The organism is Rhodococcus ruitaii (assembly GCF_055230935.1).
Genome location: NZ_JBUYWC010000003.1, coordinates 611788 through 618911, shown reverse-complemented (window position 1 = coordinate 618911; position 7124 = coordinate 611788). Strand labels below are relative to the sequence as shown.

Genomic DNA, 7124 nt, shown 5'->3' with positions numbered 1-7124 from the left:
CAGGTCCAGCAGGCATGGAACGCCGACATCCCCCGCATCATCTACGGCCAGCAGTACTACCTCACCGCCTGGACCCCCGACCTGCAGGGCGCACTCCCGTCCTGGCAGCTCGACATCGACCTCTCCCGCGCATGGCTCGAAAACTGACACGTATCGGTCGGACATGATCCCAGTTATGAGGAGGAAAGCAGCGTATGAGTGTCAAGATCCACGCCCAGAGCATCTACACACCTCGGATGCCTGGATTCGATACCGATGGCGAAGACGGATACAGCCGCATCAATGCAGGCGCGGTACGCGTCTACGAGAAGGTACTCCGCCCCGACACCGTGGTCGATGTTCACTTCCTGCCACGATCGACCTACCGAACCTCCCACAGCTACCTGGAGATGCTCAACAACGCCGAAGTCGTTCGTAGTGTCATCAATGGTGCGGAACAGAACGACTGCGACGTCGTCTTCATTCGTTGCGGGAACGACCCGGGCGTACGCGAGGCCCGCGAGAGCGTGTCGGTTCCCGTGGTGGGAATGAGTGAGGCCGCCATGCATCTGGCGTGCCAACTTGGCTCCAGGTTCGCCGTCATCGGCGTCGACGACAAGTCGACGCCCCTCGCCGAGCGCAATCTGCGTCTGTACGGACTCGAGAACCGGGCGATCGCGCGCCGCCCCGTCCGTGTCCCGCCGGGCGATGCTTTCCAAGAGATCGTTCGGCAGGGTGCCCGTTGGTTCGATTCTCCCGAATTCGTCTGGGAACACGTCGTTCCTGACTTCGAAAAGGTGGCACTCGAGTGCATCGACGAGGGAGCCGAGGTGATCGTCACCGGATGCGCGCTCTTCGGGAGCCTCACACTCGCCGGATACGACAAGATCTCCGGCACGGACGTTCCCGTCCTGGAAAGCCTCGCAGTCGGAATCAAGACCGCCGAGATGCTCGGTGATCTCCACCGCAGCATCGGACTGGCGACCAGCAAGCAGCTGACCTACCGTTCGCAGCTGGCACCGGAAGTGCGTGACCACCTCGTAAAACCCTACTTCGCGTAGTGTCCTGCTCGAGCAGACCCGACTGCTCTCGCCCGCGCCTGTGCGACGGTGTGAGATCGTCGGCGTCCCCGTTCGACAAGAACGACCACATCGCCGCCCTCGGCGACGCGTTGACGCAACTTCCCGGCGGCGGAGCGGGGTCAGGGCTGGTCCACACCGATTCCGGTGGCTGCTCGAAAGCGTTCCTGCAGCCTGGACTGTCCTGCACACCGCCTGGCCACCTGCCCCTGCACCGACAACCCGCAGAGGAGAACCGGCGGTCCCAGCGCCGGCGTCCCGTCACGCTTCGTTGCGGGTACACTGCCACCGGCGATCGATCCGCAGGCCAGCGGGGTGACGGAGCGTGTCAAATCAAATGAGACGTCTCAGGGTGTTGGAACGTAGCTAGTTTCGGCTCGTCTGGCGGGATCGTTGATGGCGGCCCGCTCGGGCAGCTTCGGCGGGCGCGGTCGTCGGCTGAACCTTTCTGGGTGGGCGTGGTAGGCGGCGTCGAGCACAGTCTGGCGCCGGGCCCGGACGTCGCTGGCGGTGCCGTAGTGGACGCTGGCGGGGGTGTGCAGTCCAATCCCGGAGTGGCGGTGTTCGTGGTTGTACCAGGTGGTGAACTCGGTCATCCATGCCCGCGCCTCACCGATCGAGGCGAACCTGTCGGGATAGTCGGGCACGTACTTCATCGTCTTGAACTGGGACTCGCTGTACGGATTGTCATTGCTGGTCCGCGGCCGGTTGTGCGATCGGGTGATATCCAGGTCGACAAGTAGCGAGGACAACGGCTTGGAAGTCATCGCTGCCCCACCGTCGGCGTGCAGATACCCGGGCGCGGTGCCCTGTGTGGTGATCGCCTCAGCGACGCGGTCGGCGGCGAGATCGCCGTCCTCGATGGTCTCGATGCGCCAGCCCACGACGTAGCGGGAGAAGATGTCCAGGACGACGTACGCGTGATACCAAATACCCTTGGCCGGGCCCCGCAATTTTGTGATATCCCACGACCACACCTCGTTTGTTGCGGTCGCGACGAGTTCGGGAATCGTCCTCGGCGGATGGGTCGCCTGCCGGCGCCGCTCCCCGGATTGGCCGGCCGCGGCGAGGATTCGGTGCATGGTGCGTTGGGAGCAGTAGTAGCGCCCTTCGTCCAGCTCACGGGCCCATACCTGCGCCACCGACAGGTCGGCGTACTCATCCGCGTTGAGAACCGACAGGATCGCCTCCCGTTCGGCCTCGCTGAGCTCGGCGGGATGGCGGGCCTTCGGGTGCGGACCACACGCCCGGGCCTTCGGGTTGGTCGGCCGGTGGTGGGTGGCCCTGGACCGGCCCACCAGGGCGCAGGCGGCCACCACGCCGAGCAGCTCGGTCAACGCTGTGGCGGTCTCGGCTTGCCAGGTGCGCCACAGCGACCGGGCCATCATCGGCTTCGGCCCTGCTGCGAGAGTGCTTCCAAGAACGCGACACCTTTTCCCAGGACCTCCAGGGCGGCCTCACGGTCGGCGAGAACCTGGTCCTTGCGTGCAGACTCCGCCTCGGCCTTGGCCAGGTCACGTTCCAGTTCGGCGATGCGGGCCTGCTCCGGGCTTCGCGGCGGGCGTCCGGACTTCTTCGATCCGCCCAGGGTGCCGGCGGCGATCGCGGCCCGCCATTCCTTCACGTGCGAATCGTAGAGCCGCTCCCGGCGCAGCACAGCGCCCTTGGAACCGGCGGGGGCCGCATCGTACTCAGCAACGATCCGGCGCTTGAAATCCGGGGTGAAGGACCGACGCTTCGCGCGGTCGGACCGCGGCCCTTCCGGGGCTGCCTGAGCGACGAGTTTCAGCTCGGCAGTCTCGGAGGGTCCGGTGGCCCCGGTGGTCGTAGTGCTCGGGATGGTCATGCTGGGAACTCCTATCCAAGCCCCAGCCTCATTCCGCACTGACCGGGTGTCTCACTTCAGTCTGGCGGATAGGGGGCCAGGGAAAACACCTTGACGCGTCCGATCGACGTAAGGCGTCGAGCTGATGCCTGTTCGGCACGACCGGCACAACCGGGGAACTCTTCGATTCGCCTGGATCAGGAGCCTCCACCTCCAGGTTGGACTGGCACCTGCCTGACAAAGGACGGCACGTCAGACCCAAGCCGACGGTATATCCGTGTAGACATCCCCATCGCCACACGTGAACCAACCTCGAGGCGAATCACATATGCGAGCCGCCATCGACCCGCACCTCAGTGCCAGTGATGAAGTAGGCGTCGGGCGAACCGAGCATCGCAACCACCGAGGCGACCGAATCAGGACCGGCGAAGATCGCGTCATCGGCGAGCGCCAGCGCCGGAGTTGCTTTTGCGAAGAGACCAAGATCCGCGTCATCAGGCAGACCGGGCCCGATGCTCTGCTTGGCATCCCCGCTCCCATCGGTCATTCCCGAAGAGATCGAACCCGGCTGCACAGCATTGAAGCGGATGCCTTGCTTGCTGTACTCCTGCGCCAGGGCGTGCGTCATCGCTTGTATGCCACCCTTCGACGCCGCGTATGCCGACATGTACGGGTGCGCAAACATTGCCGAAGTGGAGCTGAAATTGACCACCGCGGGTCCACTCCCCTCGCGGAGAGCAGCGATGGACTCACGGGTCACCAGGAAGGTCCCCACCAGATTGATGCGCAGCACCTGTTCGAAGTCGGCGAGCGTGGTGTGCTCGAAATGCGCCGAACGCAGTACGCCCGCCGCGTTGACCAGGGTGTCGAGCCCGCCGAGCCACGTGGTTGCTGCGCTTACCCCGGCGCGCACCGACTCCTCGTCACCGATGTCCATTACTACGGGATGCAGCCGGTCGGCGGCATCGCCCGCCTTGTTGACGGTGTCCTTCAGCCCGTCGTTACTGATATCGGCGGCAACGACCCGGCCGCCCTCGGCGAGAAGGCGCAGAACGCTCGCCTGCCCGATCCCGGAACCACCGCCAGTGATGAGGGTCCGGCGGCCTGAGTAGCGCTGGAGCTGTGTCATGCGAGATTCTCCTGTGTCGGCGAGCTAGGGTCGAACGAGCCCGACTTCCACTATGCTGAGGGCCGCAAACCCCGAGGTGTGATCCTCCCACTCAGTGGGCAAGCGCAGTGAGTGGATCGTCGCCGCCGCAAGCCGCCAGATCCCTCTTCGATCGATTTGCTGACGTCCCGTCTGCGTGAGACCCGGACGCTGATTCCCTCCTGGACGAGTTCGCTCCTCGGTCGACAAGTACCGACCGATGTCGGCCGCTCAAAGGAATCTCCCATTGTCGATCATGGCGAAAATTGCTGAGATGGAGGAAGATCCACTGTTCCGGACGACCGATCCACCTCAACACACCGAGGATGCTCATGTACAACAGTAATCGGTTCGCCTTCGCCAAAATCTTCGTCGACGACATCGAAAAGCAGGCCGACTTCTACTGTGCGGCATTCAGCATGACGGAGAAGAACCGGCTCGCAATCGGAGAAGGCTCCAATGCCGTCGAGGAGATAATCCTCACCAGCGGGCGCGGCGATGATTCGTCCCTGACCGTGTGGCGCTACATCGAGCGCCCCACTCCCACACCGGGCGAGTCCGTCCTCGGATTCAATGTTCCCGACATCGAGGCCGCGGTGCGTGTCGTCGAGGCGGCAGGAGGATCCGTCGAGACTCCGATCGAGCGGATGACGGACCTCGGTTTCGCCGTGGCCTTCGTGAAAGATCCAGAGGGTCACCTCATCGAGATCGCACAAAATCTGTAGACGAAGAAGGACATTGCATTCGGGAAGGTTACGGGGACTTCAGCGGTCGGATTGCCGTCCTCCCCACCCGCCACGAGTTCGGGGCCGGGTGGGGTGGCACGTCAGCGATTCCTGCTCACTGCACGTCCACCGGGGCTTCGGCCGGATACCGGCGTGTTGCCATGCTGTAGAAGTCGGTCAATTGCGCCACGAAGGCAGCGTTGTTCATCGGGTCGCTCGGCTCCCCGACCGTAGCTCCCTTGCTACGCATGCCGTCGATCAACAGTCCGAAGACCTTCTCGCGGGTCAGGTCGTCGGTGTGATCCTGGTAGCGCTTGACATCATCGAGATCGTCGAGCAACAACGAGGTGTAATGCACGAGCATCCGCATTTCGTCCACACCGAATCGTCTGATCTCTTTGTCGCCGTTACGGACAGACCATTCATCGTCGCCGACCGGATGTAGCTCGGTCGTGATGTCCAACTCAGGGTAGTCGCGTTAGTCCCTGGCCCCGTTTGCCTCCCGGCGGTGGTACATCCGCGAGTTGTCGGTGAGGAACGCTGTGTTCCAGAACGGTGCCGCGATCCGCGCCGGGTCCTCGTCCGGACCGTCGGGCCAGTAGGTGAAGCCACCATCCACATCGGACTTGCTGAAATAAGTGAGGACCTGCGCCGACTTGACCTCCCACTCGTCGAAGAGACCGCACTTGGACATGATCGCCAGCAGCCAGATCGGCGTGTTGAACAGCCCATACCGCGGAACACCGCAGCGTCGAAGTGACCGGCATCGAAGCTGTGGGACGGCCCGCACACGTTGAACAGAAGGTTGTGCACCATGCCGTACTTCGCCCCGTGAAGTGACTTCGCGGTGTCGAGAAGCTTGCTCCCGAGGTAGATTTCCTGCAGTTCGGGGTGGAAGACGACGCCCTCGTTTCCGAGAAAGCTTCGGAAGACCGGTGCCACGAAGTCCGACAGCTTCGCGTCGGGCTTCCGGTCTCTACCACCCGAGATCGCCAGGTATTCCTCAGTGGATGAGAAGTGGTGCGCAAGGATCAGGCGCCACGGACCATTCGAACGAATCACCGAGAATAGTGTATCGATCTCCGCTGGTGTGTAGTAGTTCTCGATCAAAGATGGCGGGCGCAACGGGAATCATCGGATGACGCTCGACAGTTGGAGCAATGATCAGAACCTGTGGATCCCGGGAGGGCGCACCTTCCCGGATGATGATCGACGAAGTTACAGGAATCTGATCAAGACCAGCGTTGGCGCGCTGGCGGGAAGGCACGCCCGTGCTCACGGTAGTACACGAAGACCAGGACCCGAACGAGGCCGGCGCAGGCCGGTCGCTGCTCGATGAGATCGTCCGCGACGGGGCCCGGCAGATGCTCGCCGCAGCCCTGCAGGCCGAGGTCGCCGACTATATCGCCCGACATGCCGGTGCAGTCGACGACCACGGCCACCGACTGGTGGTGCGCAATGGGCTACCACGCTGAACGCGACGTGATGACCGCCGCCGGTGCGGTGTCGGAGAAGGCGCCGCGGGTCAACGACAAGCGCATCGACCCCGCCACCGGCACGCGCAAGAAGTTTGCCTCCGCGATCCTGCCGGCCTGGGCCCGCAAGTCCACCCTGGTGTCCGAGGTGTTGCCGCTGCTGTATCTGCACGGCCTGTCGACCAGCGACTTCGGGCCCGCGCTCAAGCAGTTCCTCGGTTCCGGTGCGGGCCTGTCGCCGGCCTCGATCACCCGCCTGACCGCGCAGTGGCAGGACGAGGCGAAAGCCTTCGCCCGGCGGGATCTCTCGCAGGTCGACTACGTGTACTGTGGGCCGACGGAATTCATGTGAAAGTACGTCTCGAGCAGGAAAAACTCTGCCTGCTGGTCATGCTGGGGGTGCGGACCGACGGAACGTAAGGAACTCGTCGCGCTCACCGACGGCCACCGGGAATCGACCGAATGTTGGGCCGATCTGCTGCGGGACTGCCGCCAGCGCGGCATGCGGGCCCCGGTGCTCGCGATCGGGGACGGAGCGCTGGGATTCTGGCGGGCGCTGCGGGAAGTGTTCCCCGACACCCGGGAGCAACGCTGCTGGTTCCATAAGCAGTCCAACGTTCTTGCTGCACTTCCGAAGTCGGCGTATCCGGGTGCGTTGGCGGCGATGAAGGAGATCATCGGGGCCGAGGATATCGACAAGGCTCAGCTCGCGATCGCGGCGTTCGAACGGGACTACGGCGCGAAGTACCCCAAGGCGGTGAAGAAGATCGTCGACGACGCCGACGTGCTGCTCGAATGCTTCCGGTATCCGGCCGAACACTGGGTGCATCTACGTACGACGAATCCGATCGAATCGACCTTCGCGACAGTTCGTTTGAGGACCAGAGTGACGAA

The 7124-nt window shown here is 63.7% G+C and carries 8 protein-coding genes and 1 pseudogene; 4 read left to right on the top strand and 5 right to left on the bottom strand.

The window, feature by feature from the left end:
- The first annotated feature begins 194 nt into the window (after positions 1-194).
- A complete protein-coding gene (locus ACZI8W_RS05795; protein ID WP_463367527.1) occupies positions 195-1040 on the top strand; it encodes an aspartate/glutamate racemase family protein in 846 nt (281 codons plus the stop codon).
- 365 nt (positions 1041-1405) lie between these two features.
- Here ACZI8W_RS05795 and ACZI8W_RS05790 read toward each other — a convergent pair whose 3' ends face one another.
- From ACZI8W_RS05790 to ACZI8W_RS05780, 3 genes are all read right to left on the bottom strand, one after another.
- The gene (locus ACZI8W_RS05790; RefSeq protein WP_463367526.1) at positions 1406-2443 is read right to left on the bottom strand and encodes an IS3 family transposase; all 1038 of its coding nucleotides are present in this window, start codon (positions 2441-2443) and stop codon (positions 1406-1408) included.
- Positions 2443-2904: a transposase gene (locus ACZI8W_RS05785; RefSeq protein WP_463367525.1), complete on the bottom strand. Its 462-nt coding sequence runs from the start codon at positions 2902-2904 to the stop codon at positions 2443-2445. The genes ACZI8W_RS05790 and ACZI8W_RS05785 overlap by 1 nt, the downstream gene beginning before the upstream one ends.
- 301 nt (positions 2905-3205) lie before the next feature.
- Positions 3206-4012: an SDR family NAD(P)-dependent oxidoreductase gene (locus ACZI8W_RS05780; RefSeq protein WP_463367524.1), complete on the bottom strand. Its 807-nt coding sequence runs from the start codon at positions 4010-4012 to the stop codon at positions 3206-3208.
- 350 nt (positions 4013-4362) lie between these two features.
- Between ACZI8W_RS05780 and ACZI8W_RS05775 the strand changes: the two genes are divergently transcribed.
- Complete coding sequence (locus tag ACZI8W_RS05775) at positions 4363-4755, top strand: VOC family protein (RefSeq protein ID WP_463367523.1); 393 nt, start codon at positions 4363-4365, stop codon at positions 4753-4755.
- A 115-nt stretch (positions 4756-4870) separates the two neighbouring features.
- Here ACZI8W_RS05775 and ACZI8W_RS05770 read toward each other — a convergent pair whose 3' ends face one another.
- Together ACZI8W_RS05770 and ACZI8W_RS05765 are read right to left on the bottom strand one after the other, a co-directional pair.
- Entirely contained in the window at positions 4871-5218 is a 348-nt protein-coding gene (locus ACZI8W_RS05770) for a hypothetical protein (RefSeq protein ID WP_463367522.1), read from the bottom strand.
- Positions 5219-5233: 15 nt separating this feature from the next.
- Positions 5234-5449 carry a hypothetical protein gene (locus tag ACZI8W_RS05765; RefSeq protein ID WP_463367521.1) on the bottom strand — a complete coding sequence of 72 codons (216 nt, stop codon included), beginning with the start codon at positions 5447-5449 and terminating at the stop codon, positions 5234-5236.
- A 577-nt stretch (positions 5450-6026) separates the two neighbouring features.
- Between ACZI8W_RS05765 and ACZI8W_RS05760 the strand changes: the two genes are divergently transcribed.
- Both ACZI8W_RS05760 and ACZI8W_RS05755 read left to right on the top strand, forming a co-directional pair.
- Positions 6027-6230 carry a hypothetical protein gene (locus ACZI8W_RS05760; protein WP_463367520.1) on the top strand — a complete coding sequence of 68 codons (204 nt, stop codon included), beginning with the start codon at positions 6027-6029 and terminating at the stop codon, positions 6228-6230.
- Positions 6169-7098, top strand: a pseudogene (locus ACZI8W_RS05755) (IS256 family transposase); the annotation flags it as partial. The gene ACZI8W_RS05760 and the pseudogene ACZI8W_RS05755, both read left to right, overlap by 62 nt.
- Between the last annotated feature and the right edge of the window lie 26 nt (positions 7099-7124).

Bases quoted from the DNA above. Each gene is read 5' to 3' on its own strand.
- ACZI8W_RS05795 (WP_463367527.1), top strand. From the start codon at position 195: ATGAGTGTCAAGATCCACGCCCAGAGCATCTACACACCTCGGATGCCT.
- ACZI8W_RS05790 (WP_463367526.1), bottom strand. From the start codon at position 2,443: ATGGCCCGGTCGCTGTGGCGCACCTGGCAAGCCGAGACCGCCACAGCG.
- ACZI8W_RS05785 (WP_463367525.1), bottom strand. From the start codon at position 2,904: ATGACCATCCCGAGCACTACGACCACCGGGGCCACCGGACCCTCCGAG.
- ACZI8W_RS05780 (WP_463367524.1), bottom strand. From the start codon at position 4,012: ATGACACAGCTCCAGCGCTACTCAGGCCGCCGGACCCTCATCACTGGC.
- ACZI8W_RS05775 (WP_463367523.1), top strand. From the start codon at position 4,363: ATGTACAACAGTAATCGGTTCGCCTTCGCCAAAATCTTCGTCGACGAC.
- ACZI8W_RS05765 (WP_463367521.1), bottom strand. From the start codon at position 5,449: ATGTCCAAGTGCGGTCTCTTCGACGAGTGGGAGGTCAAGTCGGCGCAG.